The organism is Roseovarius salis (genome assembly GCF_044472985.1).
Classification (GTDB): Bacteria; Pseudomonadota; Alphaproteobacteria; order Rhodobacterales; family Rhodobacteraceae; genus Roseovarius; species Roseovarius salis.
In genome coordinates, this window is the sequence record NZ_JBISDG010000138.1 from 1 (window position 1) to 259 (window position 259).

Below are 259 nucleotides of genomic sequence, written 5' to 3' on the forward strand. Positions count from 1 at the left end.
TGGGTTTGCAGAAGTTTTAATGGTTTCAATGATCGCATCAATATTTGCTAATGCTACCGTCAAACCTTCTAAAATATGGCCGCGCTCACGTGCTTTGCGCAACTCAAACATAGTACGACGCGTCACTACTTCTTGGCGGTGACGAATAAATGCCGCAACAATGTCTTTCAAGTTCATTAACTTTGGCTGGCCGTTGTCTAAGCACACCATGTTAATGCTGAAAGAGTTTTCCAACTGCGTGTTTTGGAATAAGTTATTT

At 41.7% G+C, this 259-nt stretch carries 1 protein-coding gene; it reads right to left on the bottom strand.

What is annotated here, in order from left to right:
- Positions 1 to 259, bottom strand: a 259-nt coding sequence (locus ACH13J_RS18525) for a DNA gyrase subunit A (protein ID WP_397544813.1), incomplete at both ends; no start/stop codon positions are given.